This window comes from Nonomuraea sp. NPDC049378 (assembly GCF_055586745.1).
On the sequence record NZ_JBVJHP010000020.1, the window covers coordinates 66,118 to 81,887 of the forward strand.

A 15,770-nucleotide genomic window follows, 5' to 3' on the forward strand; every position below is an offset into this window, starting at 1 on the left:
TGAGCCGACCCTCTCCGCCACGAGTGGTGTCCGATGAGTACGACACATATGAACGGTTCATTCGAGGGTTGTCGGCGCGGATCTGCGCGGTCGCAGGCATTACTGCTGATGAACGCATGAACAAGCTCACCATGGCCATGCGATCAGTGCCTTAACCGCGAAATGAGCAGGCTTAAGGGCTTGACGGGTATCCCTGATCCGAAGGTAATTAGGAGCGAGGCCGGCGGTCCCCGCCCGCTCCACCCCGCGAAGGCGTCACCTGTCTGAGGATCAGGGTGTGACCTGGCCATACGCCTACCCCCGAAGGAACAACTGTGCCCTTACGTCCATCCGTCACGATGCTGAGACCGATCCTGATCGGCGTCGTCACCGCCGCGCTTGCCGCGGCGTCCGCCCTCGTCGCCTCCGCCACCCCGGCCGTCGCGGCCACCACGACCCTGCACGCGTCCCCCGCCGGCACCGGCACCGCCTGCACCTCCGCCCAGCCGTGCTCGCCGGCCGCGGCGCAGGCGGCGGTACGTTCGCTGAACGCCGGGATGTCCGGTGACATCGTCGTGGAACTGGCGGGCGGGGTGTATCGGCTGTCCGCGCCGCTCAGGCTGACCGCCGCCGACTCCGGGAACAACGGCTACTCCGTCAGATGGCAGGCCGCGGAGGGGGCCGTCCCGGTCATCAGCGGAGCCAGGGCGGTCACCGGATGGACCGTGGCGGACTCGGGAAAGAACATCTGGCGCGCCAACGTCGGCGCCGGGATCGACCCCCGGCAGCTGTACGTCGACGGCGCGCTCGCCACCCGGGCGCGCACCGCCGTCAACCGGTCCGACTTCACCGCGAGCAGCACCGGAATGAGCTTCACCAGCGGTGCGCTGAGCTACCTGAACAACCTCGCCAACCAGGGCCGGGTCGAGATGGAGAGCGTCGGCTCGTTCACCGACCGGTACGCGCCGGTGCGGAGCATCAGCGGAAACCTCATCACGATGCGGCAGCCCGCCTGGAACAACAACAACTTCGGGTACGACACCTTCACCAGCCCGCACCGGGCCGGCCCGCTCTATCTGGTCAACGCCTACGAGTTCCTCGACTCGCCGGGGGAGTGGTACCTCGACCCGGCGACGGGCGCCCTGTCCTACATCCCGCTCGCCGGGCAGAACATGGGTAACGCCAGCGTGGAGCTGCCGGTGCTCCAGTCGCTGGTGCACGTCGGGGGAACCTACGACGCGCCCGCGCACCACATCGCGTTCAGCGGGGTCACCTTCACCGGTACGAGCTGGCTCGGCCCCAGCGGCGACCAGGGCTACGTGGACCAGCAGACCGGCGCCTACATAGCGGGCAACTGGAACTGGCCCGCCTTCACCTCCTGCCACCAGGGCTGCAGGCAGTTCGAGGCGACCCGGCCGAACTGGCACCAGATGCCGGCCGCCGTGCAGGTCTCCGCGGCGAACACCGTCACCTTCACCGACTCGCGCTTCGTCAACCTGGGACAGACGGCCATCGGCATCGGCAACGACGCCAACGCGCACGCCAGCGGTGTCGGCCTGGGCGCGGCCGACATCACGGTCACCCGGTCGGAGATCGCCCGTAGCTCGGCCGGCGGCATCGTGGTCGGCGGCGTGCGCGCCGACGCGCACCACCCGAGTGACCAGCGGATGGTCAACCGGAACATCACCGTCAGCGACAACACCATCCACGACCTCGGCCTGGACCACCGGGGCGTCGTCTCGGTCCTGACCACCTACGTCACCGGCACCGACGTGTCCCACAACGAGGTCTACAACATGCCGTACACCGGCATGTCGATCGGGTACGGCTGGGGCGCCAACGAGCCGGGCGGCAGCACCCACTACGCCGACCGCGGCCTGTACGACTTCCAGCCGCGCTACACCACGGCCACCACCGCCTCCGGCAACCGGCTCATCGGCAACTACGTGCACGACGTCATGCAGCAGATGACCGACGGCGGCTGCATCTACACGCTGTCGTGGAACCCGGGCGCGGTGATCAGCGACAACCACTGCCTGCGCACCAACGGCTGGTTCGGCATCTACTTCGACGAGGGCTCGCGGCACTACACCGTCAGGAACAACGTGCTGTCGAACACCGGCACCTGGGCCACCGCCAACTACTGGTACGGCGAGAACATGGGCGACTTCACCGTCACCGGCAACTGGTCGACCAACGGCAGCACCAACGTCACCAACGGCGACCGCGGCAACGTGGTGAACAACAACGTCACCGTCACCAACGGCGCCTGGCCGGCCGGCGCCCAGGCCGTGATGGCGTCCGCCGGGCCCCAGGACCGGCCTCCGGGGAGCACGAGCGCGTACAAGGGGGTGGGGTCGGGCCGCTGCCTGGACGTCAACGGCGCTTCCCAGGCCAACGGCGCGCAGGCGCAGATCTGGGACTGCAACGGGCAGCCCAACCAGCAGTGGACCTCGACCAGCGCCGGTGAGCTGCGCGTCTACGGCACCAAGTGCCTGGACGTGAACGCGGCGGGCACGGCGGACGGCACCGCGGTGATCATCTGGGACTGCAACGGCCAGGACAACCAGAAGTGGCGCGTCAACGCCGACGGCAGCATCACCGCGGTCGGGGCGAACAAGTGCCTCGACGTCAGCGGCGCCGGCACCGCCAACGGCACCGAAGTGCACATCTGGAGCTGTCACGGCGGCGCCAACCAGAAGTGGACCAGCCCCTGACACCGTCCGCCTGACGACGATCCTCGTCTCCCGACGTGGCCGGAGGGGGCACTCCTCCGGCCACGGAGCAGAATCCCGGGCACCTCGCCCTGACCGGTCTTCCTGCTGCAGGAGGGAACACTCATGTCCCGACGTCCGTGGCTCACCCTGCTGACCACGATGGCGCTCATCATGCCCGGAGCGCTCGCGCTCAACGCCTGCCCTGCGAACGCCCTCGACATCCCGGCGTCCGACTACCAGCAGGTGTCCCTCGCGTCGGGTGGCGCGGAACTGGGTGAGGCGATGTCGCTGGCCGTGATGCCGAACCGGTCGGTGGTGCACACGGCGCGCGACGGCACGGTCCGGGTCACCGACGTCGACGGCGACACGACGGTGGCCGGCAGGCTCAACGTCTACACCCACGACGAGGAGGGCCTCCAGGGAGTGGCGGTCGACCCCGGCTTCGCGTCGAACCGGCACCTCTGGCTCTACTACTCCCCGCGGCTGAGCACGCCGAACGGCGATGCGCCGAGCACCGGCACGCAGGACCAGTTCGACCAGTGGAAGGGCGAGCTCTACCTGTCCCGGTTCACCCTCAAGACGGACGGCACCCTCGACATGAGCAGCGAGAAGGTGGTCCTCCGGGTGCAGAACGACCGTGGCCAGTGCTGCCACGTGGGCGGGGACATCGACTTCGACGCCGCCGGCAACCTGTACCTGACCACCGGCGACGACACCAACCCGTTCGAGTCGAGCGGCTACTCCCCGCTGGACGAGCGGACCAACCGCAACCCGCAGTACGACGCCCAGCGCTCGTCCGCCAACACCAACGACCTGCGTGGCAAGCTCCTGCGCATCAAACCGCAGCCCGACGGCAGCTACACGATCCCCGGCGGCAACCTGTTCCCGCCGGGGACGGCGAAGACCCGGCCGGAGATCTACGCGATGGGCTTCCGCAACCCGTTCCGGATGAGCGTGGACAAGGCGACCGGCGTCGTCTATCTCGGCGACTACGGGCCCGACGCGGGCGTGACCAACTCCAGCCGCGGGCCGAGCGGGCAGGTGGAGTTCGATCGCATCACCGGGCCCGGCAACTACGGATGGCCGTACTGCACGGGCACGAACACCACCAGCGAGACCTACAACGAGTGGAACTTCGCCACCAACAGCACCGGTCCGAAGTACGACTGCGCGGGCGGCCCCGCCAACAACTCCTTCCGCAACACCGGCCTGACCGCGCTGCCCCCGGCGAAGCCGGCCTGGATCCGGTACGCGGGGGACGCCGGAAGCCCGCCGGAGTTCGGCTCCGGGTCGGAGTCGCCGATGGGTGGCCCGGTCTACCGTTACGACCCCAACCTGAATTCGGCCGTCAAGTTCCCCCAGGCGCTCGACGGGCGGTATTTCGCCGGTGAGTACGGCCGGCGGTGGATCAAGGCGATCGAGGTCAGGTCGGACGGCGCCTACGGGGAGATCTCGGCGTTCCCCTGGTCGGGGACGCAGGTGATGGACATGGCCTTCGGCCCCGACGGGGCCCTGTACGTCCTCGACTACGGCACCGGGAACAACAACCAGGCGCTGTACCGCATCGAGTACATCGGCAGCGCCGACCGCAATCCGATCGCCAAGGTGTCCGCCGACAAGACGTCGGGACCGGCTCCGCTGGCGGTGACCTTCTCCTCGGCGGGCAGCTCGGATCCGGAGGGCGGCGCGCTGAGCTTCTCGTGGGACTTCGGTGACGGCACCACCTCCACGGCGGCGAATCCGAGCAAGACCTACACCACGAACGGCACCTACACGGTGACGCTCACGGTCCGGGATCCGCAGGGTCTCACCGGCACGGCGAGCGTGATCGTGACCGTCGGCAACACCGCGCCGACGGTCAGCCTCACCACCCCTGCCGACGGGCAACTGTTCTCCTTCGGAGACACCGTGCCCTTCCAGGTCACCGTCAGCGACCCGGAGGACGGCACGATCGACTGCGACGAGGTCACCGTCGCCTACTTCCTCGGCCACGACAGCCACCGCCACCAGATCACCTCCAGGACCGGCTGTTCGGGCTCCATCGCGGTGCCGGTCGACGGTGAGCACGACGCCGCGGCCAACATCTACGGCGTCTTCGAGGCCTCCTACACCGACAAGGGCGATCTGACCTCCACCAGCGCCCGTACGCTCCAGCCGCGGCACCGGCAGGCTGAGCACTTCGGCGCCCAGCAGGGCATCCAGACGGCCGAGCACGCCACCGCGGAAGGCGGCGAGACGGTCGGCTTCACCGACGACGGCGACTGGATCTCCTTCCAGCCGTACAACCTGGCGAACGCGACGAGCATCACGGCCCGGGTGTCCTCGGCCGGTGCGGGCGGCAGGATCGAGGTGCGGGCGGGCTCGGCGACGGGCACGCTGCTGGGAACGGCGGACGTGGCGAGCACCGGCGGCTGGGACACCTTCACCGACGTCTCGGCGAACCTCAGTGGCGCGCCGGCCGGCACGACGACGCTGTATCTGGTCTTCCGCGGTCCGACCGGACAGGGTTACCTGTTCGACGTGGACGCCTTCACCCTCGACACCGGCACCCCGCCCTCGGGAAGCACGAGTGCCTTGGAGGGTGTGGGGTCGGGCCGGTGCCTGGACGTCAACGGCGCCTCGCAGGCCAACGGCGCGCAGGCGCAGATCTGGGACTGCAACGGGCAGGCCAACCAGCAGTGGACCTCGACCAGCGCGGGTGAGCTGCGCGTCTACGGCACCAAGTGCCTGGACGTGAACGGGGCCGGGACGGCGGACGGCACCGCGGTGATCATCTGGGACTGCAACGGCCAGGACAACCAGAAGTGGCGCGTCAACGCCGACGGCAGCATCACCGCGGTCGGGGCGAACAAGTGCCTGGACGTCAGCGGCACCGCCAACGGCACCAGGGCGCGCATCTGGACCTGCACAGGAGGAACCAACCAGCGCTGGACCCGCCTCTGAAAGGGACAACCATGCTGCGACATCCGACCCCCTCCGCGCCCGGGCGCACCGCGGGGAGCGACCGAACGCCCTCCGTGCTGCGACGGCTGTCCGTGGCGGTGGTGGCGATCATCGCCGCCGCGACGGTGATCCCCGCCATCCCCGCCCAGGCCGCCGCCTTCAAGGTGCTGGTGTTCTCCAAGACGGCCGGGTTCCGGCACGACTCGATCCCCACCGGGATCCAGGCCATCCGCGACCTGGGGGCCGCCGACGACTTCGCCGTCGACGCGACGGAGGACTCGGGCGCCTTCAGCGCGGCCAACCTGGCCCAGTACCAGGCGGTGGTGTTCCTCAACACGACCGGTGACGTGCTGAACGACACCCAGCAGGCCGCCTTCCAGACGTACGTGAACGGCGGAGGCGGTTACGTCGGGGTGCATGCGGCCGCGGACACCGAGTACGACTGGCCGTACTACGGGCAGCTCATGGGAGCTTGGTTCAGCAACCACCCGGCGATCCAGCAGGCCACCGTACGGAACGAGGACCGGGCACACGCCGCGACCGCCCACCTCGGGGCGGCCTGGTCACGCACCGACGAGTGGTACAACTACCGCTCCAACCCGCGCCCGAACGTCCGGGTGCTGCAGAGCCTGGACGAGGGCAGCTACAGCGGCGGCGGCATGGGCGATCACCCGATCACGTGGTGCCGGCCACAGTCCTCGGGCCGCGCGTTCTACACCGGCCTGGGACACACCCAGGAGTCGTACGCCGATCCGAGCTTCCGCACGCTGCTGCTCGGCGGAATCCGGTACGCGGCCGGGGCCGCCAACGCCGACTGCCGCCCGGAGACCGGGTACACGACGTTGTACAACGGCTCGACGACGGGCTGGTCGCAGGCGGGGCCGGGGTCGTTCGCCAACAGTGACGCCACGCTGACCTCCCAGGGCGGCATGGGGATGTTGTGGTACGACTCCAAGGAGTTCAGCTCCTACTCCCTCAAGCTCGACTGGAAGATGACCGGCGACTCCAACTCCGGCGTGATCGTCGGGTTCCCGGCCACCGGCGACCCCGACGCGGCGCTCGACACCGGATACGAGGTGCAGATCGACGCGACCGACACCGCGGACAGGACGACCGGGGCGATCTACGGTATCCAGGCCGCCGACCTCGCCGCCCGCGACGCGGCGCTGAACCCTCCGGGGGAGTGGAACACCTACGAGCTGCTGGTGGAGGGTGAGCGGCTGCAGGTGTTCCTGAACGGCAGCAGAATCAACGATTTCACCAACACGGATCCGGTCCGCTCGCTCCAGCAGGGCCACATCGGCATCCAGAACCACGGGTCCGGAGACGTGGTGTCCTTCCGCAACATCCGCATCAAGGAACTGGCCGGCACGCCGGGCGGCACGAGCGTGCTGCGGGGTGCGGGGTCGAACCGGTGCCTGGACGTCAGCGGCGCCTCGCGGGCCAACGGCGCGCAGGCGCAGATCTGGGACTGCCATGGCCAGGCGAACCAGCAGTGGACTTCGACCAGCGCGGGTGAGCTGCGGGTTTATGGCGGCAAGTGCCTGGACGTGAACGGGGCCGGGACGGCGGACGGCACTGCGGTGATCATCTGGGACTGCAACGGCCAGGACAACCAGAAGTGGCGCGTCAACGCCGACGGCAGCATCACCGCGGTCGGGGCGAACAAGTGCCTGGACGTCAGCGGCACCGCCAACGGCACCAGGGCGCGCATCTGGGCCTGCACCGGAGGAGCCAACCAGCGCTGGACCCGCGTCTGAGGCTCTCGGCCACACCCTCGCGCGGCCCTTCGACCGGGGCCGCGCGAGCCACGGGGCGCAGCGACCGCGACCGCGGTGCCGGTGCGCGGTCAGCGTCCTGCCCGGGCGGCCAGGGAGGCCAGGACTCCCTTGACCTCGGTCGCCTCGTACGAGTCACGGTCGAAGGGAGCGATGATCAGCGGTCCGTCGTCGGGGAGATCCGGCAGCCGGCCATGGCTGCCCCGCACCGGAGCCGGGTCGAGCGGCACCACCCGCATCGTGTACCGGAACCCCAGCTTCTTCCTGGCGAGCGCCGCCCCCGCGCGCAGCTTGACGAACGGATCGCGCGGGTCCATGAACAACTCGGCGGGGTCGTAGCCGGGTTTGCGGTGGATGTCCACGAGCCTGGCGAAATCCGGAGCGCGGTCGTCGGAGAGCCAGTAGTAATAGGTGAACCAGGCGTCGGGCTCCGCCACCGCGACGAGCTCGCCGGCGCGCTCGTGGTCGAGCCCGTACTTCGCCTTCCCCGCCTGGTCGAGCACCTCGTCCACGCCGGCCAGTTCGGCGATGACGGCCCGGGTGCGGTCGAGGTCGCCGGGGTCGCGCACGTACACGTGGGCCACCTGGTGGTCGGCGACGGCGAAGGCCCGGGACGTCCACGGGTCGAGGTACTCCATCCCGGCCTGGACGTAGACCTCCAGGAGACCAGCGGTGCGCAGCGCCCGGTTGACGTCCACCGGGCGGGACACCGGGGTGATGCCGTATTCGGAGAGCACGACCACCTCGGCGTCCTCGGCCAGGAGCGGAGCCAGCGCGGCGTCGACGGCGCGGGCGGCCGCGATCGCCTCGGGACCGGCGGGGCCGTACCGCTGGAGGTCGTAGTCGAGGTGCGGCACGTAGACCAGCAGCAGATCCGGCCGTTCGCGGGCCAGGATGCGGCGGGCCGCGGCGATGATCCATTCGGAGGAGGCGATCCCCGCGTTGGGTCCCCAGTAGGTGAACAGGGGGAACGGCCCCAGCGCGGCCTCGAGGTCGTCGTGGAGTGCGGGCGGGCGGGTGTAGCAGTCGGGAGACTTGCGGCCGTCGGCGTGGTAGACGGGACGCGGGGTGACGAGCAGGTCGGTCGGCGCGCCCATCGCGTACCACCAGCAGACGTTGGCGGTGCGCAGGCCGGTCGCGGCGGTCCACAGCTGGTCGCCCTGGATGAGCGCGTTGTGCTGGCGCCACAGCAGCACCTCGCCGAGATCCCGGAAATACCACCCGTTTCCCACGATGCCGTGGTCGCGGGGCATCGAACCGGTCAGCAGGGTGGCCTGCATCGAGCAGGTGACGGCGGGCAGCACGGGCCGCAGCGCGGCCGCCGAGCCCACCTTCGCCACGTTCGGCATGTGCGCGAGAAGGCGCGGGGTGAGCCCGACCACATTGATCACGATCAGCGGTGCCATCAGAGTCTCCCGAGGGGACCGTCGTCTTGGGGCGACGGGTGAATCGGGAGCGGGAGGGCCGTCAAGGCCCGAGCGTGCCCTGACTTGTCGGGTCCGCGCATCACGGATGTCCTTCCTGGTTTTGTCGGCGCCAGCCGATATCGTGGCGGTGTTGTTACCGAACGTGATGGGGGGGTGGGGTGTGCGCAGGTCGTTCAAGTTCCTGCTGCGCCCCACCGCCCGGCAGGCGGCGGCGCTGGCGGCGTGTGTGGAGGATCACCGCACGCTGTACAACGCCGCTTTGGAGCACCGCCGTACCGCCTATGCCAGGGCGGGGGTGAGTGTCCGGTACGGCGAGCAGTCGGCCGAGCTGAAACACATCCGCGCCGATGATGCGGACGGGCAGGGGCGTTGGTCGTTCTCTTACCAGCAGGCCACGCTGCGACGGCTCGACAAGGCGTTTCGCGCGTTCTTCAAGCGGGTCGGCGAGGGTCGCGCGCCGGGCTTTCCGCGGTTCAAGGGGCGCGGCCGGTTCGACACGGTCGAGTGGCCGAAGGACGGCGACGGCTGCCGGTGGGACTCCCAGCCCGAGCACCCGACCGTCACCTACGTGCGCCTTCAGGGGGTCGGGCATGTCCGCGTCCACCGGCACCGCGCGGTCAAGGGCCGGGTGAAGACGATCGCGGTGAAGCGGGAAGGCAGCCGGTGGTTCGTGGTGCTGTCGTGCGACGACGTGCCCGCCGGACCGCTGCCCGCCACCGGCGCGGTCGCGGGGATCGACATGGGCGTGGCGTCCCTCGTCACGACCAGCGACGGACAGCATCTGAGCAACCCCCGTCACCTGGCCGCGTCCGCTGACCGGCTGGCGGACGCGCAGCGGGTTCTGGCCCGGAAGGAACGGGGCTCCAAGCGGCGGCGTAAGGCGGTGGCCCGCGTGGCCGCGCTGCACGCCAGGGTGCGCAGGCAACGTCTGGACGGCGCGCACAAGGCCGCGCTCGCCCTGGTCCGCGCCTATGATGTGATCGTGCACGAGGACCTGCGGATCGCGCACATGACCCGCTCGGCGGCGGGCACGATCGAAGCCCTCGGCCGCAACGTCGCGGCCAAGTCCGGCCTCAACCGGAGCATTCTGGACGCGGGTTGGGGGGTGTTCCTGACGATCCTCGCGTACAAGGCTGAAAGCGCCGGTCGAGAGCTGATCGCGGTGAACCCCGCCGGCACCTCCCGCACCTGCGCCCGCTGCGGGCACAGCGCGAAGGAGAACCGCGTCACCCAAGCCGCGTTCGCCTGCACGGCGTGCGGTCATACCGCGCACGCCGACGTCAACGCGGCGGTCAACATCGTGAGGGCAGGGCTTGCCCTTCGCCAGGCTGCGCAAGCGGCTTAGCGAGAAGCCGCTCCCTTCAGGGAGCGGAGGAGTCACCACGTCTCCTTCAGCCCGAGGGCGGCCAGCTGCGCCCGCATCCAGTGGAGCTCGGCGGCGATGCCGTGCGCGATGTCGGCCGGCGCGCCGGGAAGCACGTTCCACGTGTAGGTCTCCACCTCGACGTGCCTGGTCAGCGGACGCTCCCTGCCGAGGAGTGCCTCCAGCAGGTCCCGCAGGTAGGGGGCGCTGGTGGCGAGCGGAGGGGGCGGCGCGTCGTGCAGCGGGACGTGGAAGTGCACCCGCCAGCTCTCGTCCGCGGGCAGGCCACCGGCCAGGGCCTCGCCCAGGTCGTCGGTGTATCCGCTGGCCGAGCGCGTCTGGTGGAGGAAGCGGGGCTCGTCGAACGCGGCCAGGGCCCGCTGCGCCCGCGGCGGCGCCACCAACGCGCACGACGCCTGGAGCTTCACGATCGGCAACCCGCAGGCGGCGCCCGCGTCAGGCTCCTCGAAACCCACGGCCATGTGGCAGGCGTCCAGACAGAGACCGAGGTGGTCGTGGTCCACGTCACTCAGCAGGGCGCCCGCCTGGGACGTCGTCTCGACGATGCAGCCGGGCTCCGGCTCGAAGCCCAGCCGGATCACCTTGCCGGTACGGCCGGCCAGCGCGCGCAGGCCCTCGGCGACCGCGTCGAGATTGGCCATCACCGCCGCCGCCTTCTCTCTCGTCCACCCGGTCCGCCAGGCGAGAGGCAGGGTCGAGATCGTGCCCTCGGTGACGTCGTCCGGCAGCAGCGAGGCGAGGATCCCGGCGAGCCCGAGCGTGTGGCGCAGCCGCTCCGCGTCGGCCCAGTCAGGGGTGTAGACGCGGTACTTCACGATCTCGTCGTGGAAGCCGCGGTAGGGGAACCCGTTGAGGGTCACGACCTCCAGCCCGAGCGCGGTCAGCCGCTCGCGCAGCGCCGCGAGTTCCCCGGGCCGGGCGGTGAGGTCCGCGGCGGCGTGCCGGGACAGCCACAGCCCGAGCCCGAGCCGTTCGACGCCGAGCAGGCGCCTGACCCGCGCCGCGACGCCGGACAGCTGACCGTGGATGCCGGGGAGATCCTCCGCGGCGTGGACATTGGTGCAGTAGGACAGGTGCACCGTCGAGCCGCCCGCATGGCGCAGCCGCATGCTCAGCCCCGCTTGATCGTGTTGCCGGCGTAGTCAGGGCCGGCTACAGGGCCTGCTACGGGGCCGCTCTCGAGGTCAAGCCGGCCACTCTGCCCGTAGAAGGCGACCGGATTGCGCCACAGCACCCGATCCACGTCGTCCTCGCCGAAGCCGGCCGCGAGCATGACGTCGGCCACCTCGCGCGTCTTCAGCGGATCGCTGCGCCCCCAGTCGGCGGCCGAGTTCACCAGCATCCTGTCCGTGCCGTACTCCTTGAGCAGGGTCACCATCCGGTCCGGGTCCATCTTGGTGTCCGGGTAGATGGAGAACCCCATCCAGCAGCCCGAGTCCGCGACCATGCCGACGGTCACCTCGTTGAGGTGGTCGATGAGCACCCGCGCGGGGGGCGTCCCGGCCGCCCGCACCACGTCGAGCGTCCGGCGGGTGCCCCCGGCCTTGTCCCGATGCGGGGTGTGCACGAGTACCGGAAGATCATTCTCCTGTGCCAGGGCGAGCTGCGCCTCGAACGCCCGTTCCTCCTCTGCCGTCATCGAGTCGTAGCCGACCTCGCCGACCGCGACGACGGAGTCCTTCAGCAGGTATCGCGGCAACTCGGCCAGCACCGCCGCGCATCGCGGATCGTTCGCCTCCTTCGGGTTGAGCGCGAGCGCGCAGTGGTGGCGGATGCCGTACTGCGCGGCGCGATAGGGCTCCCAGCCGAGCAGCGCGTCGAAGTAGTCGAGGAAGCTGCCCACATGGGTACGGGGCTGCCCCAGCCAGAAGGCGGGTTCGACGACGGCCCGGACCCCCGCGGCGTGCATGCGCTGGTAGTCGTCGGTGGTCCGGGAGGTCATGTGGACGTGGGGGTCGAAGATGCGCATTCAGATCCTCTCCAGGACGTCGCGCGGGACGGGCCGGCCGGCCGCCCGCAACTCCGCCGCGTACTCCGACAACATCCGGGCCAGCTCGGCGTCGAAACGGCGGTCCAGCTCGGCCACCGCCACCAGGGGGATCGACATGAAGACGCACTTGAGCACCCCTTGCCGGAAGGAGTGGTCGCCCAGCCACGCCGAGCCGTACGGGCCGAGGGCCGCGGCGACCAGCCGCGCGTCATTGCTGCGAAGCGCGTCCTCCACCAGCGCGACCGCCGTGCCTTCCAGGTCGAGCTCGTGCAGGACGGTCAGAATCGCCAGCCGCTCACCGCTGTCGCCGGCCTCGTACAGGCTCCGGATCACCGCGTGGCGGCCGCGCAGCGCGCCGAGCAGCGCGTGCCGGGCGCCCGGGCCGCCCCGCCGTTCGGCCTGCGGAAAGAGCCGGTGGATCGCCTGCGGGTCAGCTTTGACCTGCCGGGCGGCCTGGGCCAGCCACTCCTGTGCCGGCTCCTTCATGTGCCCTCCTCAAGAAGTCGATCGATCGGCGGGCGACCTGCGGGGCCGCATGGCTGTGCCGGGCCAGCTCCACGGCCACCAAACCCGGGTAGCCGTGCAGAGCGGCGAGCACCGGCGCGAAGTCGATCTCACCCTCGCCGAATTCCAGGTGCTCGTGGACCCCCCGGCGCATGTCCTCGATCTGCACGTGCACGGCGTACGGCAGCGCCCGCCGGACACAGGTGTCCAGGTCCTCCCGCTCGATGCAGTGACAGTGCCCGATGTCGAGGGTGAGACCGAACCGGGTAGGGGCGCCGAGCATCGCGCGCAGCCGCTCGAAGCCGTCCAGGTCGGCGACGAGCATCCCGGGTTCGGGTTCGAATCCCAGCGTGACGCCCACCTGATCGGCCTCGTCGAGCAGTCGTGCGCACTGGCGGGCCAGCCGCGTGTACGCCTCCTCCTCCGGCACGCCGTCGGGCCGGACGCCGCTCCACAGGTGCACCACGGGAGCGCCCAGGTCGGCGGCGACGCGCATCGCCGTGATGAGAAACTCCGCTCTGCGCCCGGCGCCGTCGCTGATGAGGGTCGGATGGTGTTTGCGCAGGGGATCGAGGGTGTAGCGCCCGCCCGTCTCGACGACGGCAGCGAGGCCGAGGCGATCGAGGATCCCGGCGATCCTGGACACCTCCGCGGCCAGCCCGGGGGAGTGGGGGTCGAGATGACCGTGGTCGAGCGTGATGGCCGCACCGGTGTACCCCAGGTCGGCCAGGACCGCGAGCGCCTCGGGAAGCCGGTGGCCGGAGAAGCCGTTGGTGCAGTAGGCCCACCTCACGATGTCGCCAGCCGGGATGAGAGCCACCTTCCCACGGGGAGCGAACACAGCAGCGCGCCCGCCATCGCGAACCGTCCGCCACCGGCGACCGCCGCCGCCTGGAGCGGGATCAGGCCGAGAATGCTCAGGCGGACGGCCTGCCGCACGTTCTCGGGGTCGGGAAGGGTCCGTAACCCGGCCTGGACCGGAAGGGTGGAGGCGAGATAGCCGGCGATGAGGACGCCCGCTCCGGTCCGGGCGGTGGCTCCGCCCCGCACGCACGAGGCGGCCGCGAGCCCGGCCGCCACGGTGCTGGCCACGAGCGCGCGCTCGGCGGTCCCGCGGGTCGCCCCCGTCACCTCGGCGCGGCCGAGGACGCTGATCCCGTAGGTGTGCGCGCCTATCGCCAGCGCTGCCGGCACCGCGGACCTCGCCTGCTCGCCCGCGCCCAGAAGCACGTCGAGCACGCGGCAGGCCGCCATCGCCGCCGGTCCCGCCACCGTCCGTTTGAGGCGCAGGTCGTAGGCCCACACCGCGCCGGCCAGCAGGCCGGCGACGGCGAGACCGCGACGGCCGCCGGCGAGGGCGGCGGTGGACAGGCCCGCGCCGGTCAGGGCGGCCGCGAGCCCGAGCGCGACGCCCGGGCGGACCCGGCCCGACGGGATCGGGCGCTCGGGACGCTCGACGGCGTCCGCCTCACGGTCCGCCCAGTCGTTGAGCGCCATTCCCGACCAGTACACGAGCACCGACGCCAGGGCCAGGCCGGGTGCCGGGCGCCGCCCCGCGGCGGCGGCTCCCGCCATGGTGTCCCCCGGCACCGACAGCGCGGCGGGCGCGCGGACCAGTTCGAGCAGCGCCCTCATGACAGCTCCTCGGCGAAGGCGCGCAGCCGGGCGTACTGGGCCGCCAGGGCGTGCTCGCCCGTCCCCAGCGGGCTCTTGAAGAAGTACCCGAGCTCGGGCTGGACGCCGTGCCGCCCCTTCTCGTGCGCGCGGGCGACCAGCCGGGCCAGGTCCAGGACGAGCGGAGCGGCCAGCGCCGAATCGCAGCCCTGCCAGGTGAACTGCAGCGTCATCCGGACGCCGAGAAAGCCCTCGAAGCTCACGTGGTCCCAGGCGGTCTTCCACTCTCCGAGGTCCGGGACGTAGTCGATGTGCGTCTCACCCTCCACGGGTCCTCCCAGGACCTGCGCGACGACCTGGTCCTTGGAGAGCCGCTTGCTGGACCTGGCGGCAGGATCGGCGAGTGTCGCCCCGTCGCCGCCGCCGAGCAGGTTGAGCCCGGACCAGGAGCGGACGCGCAGCGCCCGGTCGGCGAACATGGGCGCCAGGGCGCTCTTGACCAGGGTCTCGCCGGTCTTTCCATCGCGTCCCGCGTACGGCACGCGCCGCTGGGCGGCGAGTTCCGCCAGGGCGGGCAGGGTCGGCCCGGTGGAGGGGGTGAACTCCACATAGCCGCACCCCGCGTGGAACGCCGCATAGGCGTACAGCGAACTCGGCGGCAGGACGTCGTCCCCTACGGCGAGCCGCTCCTCGAGATCGGCCAGCCTTCCGAACTCGGGGCGCGGATCCGCCGGGGGTTCGGTCGACGACACGTTGACGACGACCACCCGGGCCAGCCCGTGCCGGGCGCGGAAGCCGGCGATGTCGTCGATCAGCCGGGTCGCGGCCCGGCCGCCGTCACCGGGGACGTAGCCCGGCCGGATCTCGGCGTCGGCGGCGTCCAGATCGGGCGCGAGCAATCCCGGTAAGTCCGGCGATATGACCTCTGCTCTGCCCAGCTGTTCGGCGCGCTTGCGTAAGGAGGTCCCGGCGACGTCATGGCCGCCGAAGATCAGGTCGGTCAGCGGAACCAGCCGCCCGGGGAAGCCGGCGGACTCGCTCACGCATCCACGGGGGGACGCCGCTCCCGCCTTGATGGCCGCGGCGCCCACGATGGCAGTGGTCGCCACGGATCCTCGTGCCCCGATAAGCCACACACCGAGCTTGTCCATGAAAGCTCCATCGTGCCGGGACTACCCCGCATGCGAAGGCATCCAGTAGGTAAGTCTCCGCGATGGTAAAAGCTATTTTTGTCGATGGTCAAGCATAAGTAGGCTTATTGCTGTCTTATCATCTGCCGCCCACGGCCATCGCCGCCGGTCCGCCGTGTCGGGCGTACTCGACACCCGCTCTTCATGGGGACGCCACCCGTCGCGGCTCCATAATTATGTCGCGCTGGCGGCCGACTTTTGCTTGACCATCGACATAAGCCCGCTTAGCATCCCGCAACATGAC

At 70.6% G+C, this 15,770-nt stretch carries 11 protein-coding genes; 4 read left to right on the forward strand and 7 right to left on the reverse strand.

The window, feature by feature from the left end:
- Positions 1-338 precede the first annotated feature (338 nt).
- The 3 genes from ACZ6SA_RS36570 (at position 339) to ACZ6SA_RS36580 (ending at position 7,399) form a co-directional block, all read left to right on the forward strand.
- Entirely contained in the window at positions 339-2,696 is a 2,358-nt protein-coding gene (locus ACZ6SA_RS36570; RefSeq protein WP_465833381.1) for an RICIN domain-containing protein, read from the forward strand.
- A 123-nt stretch (positions 2,697-2,819) separates the two neighbouring features.
- Positions 2,820-5,639 (forward strand): carbohydrate-binding protein, encoded by a 2,820-nt coding sequence (locus ACZ6SA_RS36575; RefSeq protein WP_347648693.1) that lies wholly within the window; start codon positions 2,820-2,822, stop codon positions 5,637-5,639.
- Between the two features lie 11 nt (positions 5,640-5,650).
- The gene (locus tag ACZ6SA_RS36580; protein ID WP_347648694.1) at positions 5,651-7,399 is read left to right on the forward strand and encodes a ThuA domain-containing protein; all 1,749 of its coding nucleotides are present in this window, start codon (positions 5,651-5,653) and stop codon (positions 7,397-7,399) included.
- Positions 7,400-7,488: 89 nt separating this feature from the next.
- Here ACZ6SA_RS36580 and ACZ6SA_RS36585 read toward each other — a convergent pair whose 3' ends face one another.
- Positions 7,489-8,823, reverse strand: a complete 1,335-nt coding sequence (locus ACZ6SA_RS36585; RefSeq protein WP_347648695.1) for an alkaline phosphatase family protein — start codon at positions 8,821-8,823, stop codon at positions 7,489-7,491.
- A 181-nt stretch (positions 8,824-9,004) separates the two neighbouring features.
- Between ACZ6SA_RS36585 and ACZ6SA_RS36590 the strand changes: the two genes are divergently transcribed.
- Positions 9,005-10,189 (forward strand): RNA-guided endonuclease InsQ/TnpB family protein, encoded by a 1,185-nt coding sequence (locus ACZ6SA_RS36590; RefSeq protein WP_465833384.1) that lies wholly within the window; start codon positions 9,005-9,007, stop codon positions 10,187-10,189.
- 32 nt (positions 10,190-10,221) lie between these two features.
- Here the strand turns inward: ACZ6SA_RS36590 and eboE are convergent, their stop codons facing one another.
- Genes eboE through ACZ6SA_RS36620 form a run of 6 tightly spaced genes read right to left on the reverse strand, consistent with a single transcriptional unit; the run spans position 10,222 to position 15,487 of the window.
- Positions 10,222-11,337: a metabolite traffic protein EboE gene (gene eboE / locus ACZ6SA_RS36595; RefSeq protein ID WP_465833386.1), complete on the reverse strand. Its 1,116-nt coding sequence runs from the start codon at positions 11,335-11,337 to the stop codon at positions 10,222-10,224.
- A gap of 2 nt (positions 11,338-11,339) precedes the next feature.
- Positions 11,340-12,197: a TatD family hydrolase gene (locus tag ACZ6SA_RS36600; protein WP_347648698.1), complete on the reverse strand. Its 858-nt coding sequence runs from the start codon at positions 12,195-12,197 to the stop codon at positions 11,340-11,342.
- The gene (locus ACZ6SA_RS36605; RefSeq protein WP_347648699.1) at positions 12,198-12,704 is read right to left on the reverse strand and encodes an EboA domain-containing protein; all 507 of its coding nucleotides are present in this window, start codon (positions 12,702-12,704) and stop codon (positions 12,198-12,200) included. It abuts the gene before it with no gap.
- Positions 12,649-13,515, reverse strand: a complete 867-nt coding sequence (locus ACZ6SA_RS36610) for a sugar phosphate isomerase/epimerase family protein (protein WP_347648700.1) — start codon at positions 13,513-13,515, stop codon at positions 12,649-12,651. Before ACZ6SA_RS36610 ends, ACZ6SA_RS36605 begins: the two co-directional genes overlap by 56 nt.
- Positions 13,512-14,357: an SCO3242 family prenyltransferase gene (locus tag ACZ6SA_RS36615; RefSeq protein WP_347648701.1), complete on the reverse strand. Its 846-nt coding sequence runs from the start codon at positions 14,355-14,357 to the stop codon at positions 13,512-13,514. Before ACZ6SA_RS36615 ends, ACZ6SA_RS36610 begins: the two co-directional genes overlap by 4 nt.
- Positions 14,354-15,487, reverse strand: a complete 1,134-nt coding sequence (locus ACZ6SA_RS36620) for an inositol-3-phosphate synthase (protein ID WP_347648702.1) — start codon at positions 15,485-15,487, stop codon at positions 14,354-14,356. The genes ACZ6SA_RS36615 and ACZ6SA_RS36620 overlap by 4 nt, the downstream gene beginning before the upstream one ends.
- Between the last annotated feature and the right edge of the window lie 283 nt (positions 15,488-15,770).

Bases quoted from the DNA above. Each gene is read 5' to 3' on its own strand.
- ACZ6SA_RS36570 (WP_465833381.1), top strand. From the start codon at position 339: ATGCTGAGACCGATCCTGATCGGCGTCGTCACCGCCGCGCTTGCCGCG.
- ACZ6SA_RS36575 (WP_347648693.1), top strand. From the start codon at position 2,820: ATGTCCCGACGTCCGTGGCTCACCCTGCTGACCACGATGGCGCTCATC.
- ACZ6SA_RS36580 (WP_347648694.1), top strand. From the start codon at position 5,651: ATGCTGCGACATCCGACCCCCTCCGCGCCCGGGCGCACCGCGGGGAGC.
- ACZ6SA_RS36585 (WP_347648695.1), bottom strand. From the start codon at position 8,823: ATGGCACCGCTGATCGTGATCAATGTGGTCGGGCTCACCCCGCGCCTT.
- eboE (WP_465833386.1), bottom strand. From the start codon at position 11,337: ATGCGGCTGCGCCATGCGGGCGGCTCGACGGTGCACCTGTCCTACTGC.
- ACZ6SA_RS36600 (WP_347648698.1), bottom strand. From the start codon at position 12,197: ATGCGCATCTTCGACCCCCACGTCCACATGACCTCCCGGACCACCGAC.
- ACZ6SA_RS36605 (WP_347648699.1), bottom strand. From the start codon at position 12,704: ATGAAGGAGCCGGCACAGGAGTGGCTGGCCCAGGCCGCCCGGCAGGTC.
- ACZ6SA_RS36615 (WP_347648701.1), bottom strand. From the start codon at position 14,357: ATGAGGGCGCTGCTCGAACTGGTCCGCGCGCCCGCCGCGCTGTCGGTG.
- ACZ6SA_RS36620 (WP_347648702.1), bottom strand. From the start codon at position 15,487: ATGGACAAGCTCGGTGTGTGGCTTATCGGGGCACGAGGATCCGTGGCG.